At 69.2% G+C, this 250-nt stretch carries 1 protein-coding gene; it reads right to left on the bottom strand.

The window, feature by feature from the left end:
• On the bottom strand, positions 1 to 152 hold a 152-nt coding region (locus tag HKX41_12580; GenBank protein ID NNC24970.1), incomplete at its 3' end, for a hypothetical protein.
• Between the last annotated feature and the right edge of the window lie 98 nt (positions 153 to 250).

Genomic DNA, 250 nt, shown 5'->3' with positions numbered 1-250 from the left:
CAGCCGGCGGCGAGCGTCGGCATCGCTGCGTACGGCGCGGCGACGGTCGCCACGACGGCGATGACGAGGAGGGCGGTAATGACGCCCAGGATCACGTCCGGGCGGCCGATACCGGCGGGGAGCGTGCGCTCGCTCGTGTGTGTTCGGGTCATCGAAATGAAGAGGGGAAACGGGGAGGTATCGCCGTGCGTTACATGTAGCCCAGGTCGCGGAGGCGCTCCATGAGGTCCTCCTTGTCCTGGGCGCGGCC

This window comes from Salifodinibacter halophilus, assembly GCA_012999515.1.
GTDB classification, from domain to species: Bacteria; Pseudomonadota; Gammaproteobacteria; order Nevskiales; family Salinisphaeraceae; genus Salifodinibacter; species Salifodinibacter halophilus.
This window is presented reverse-complemented; position numbering and strand designations above follow the sequence as displayed.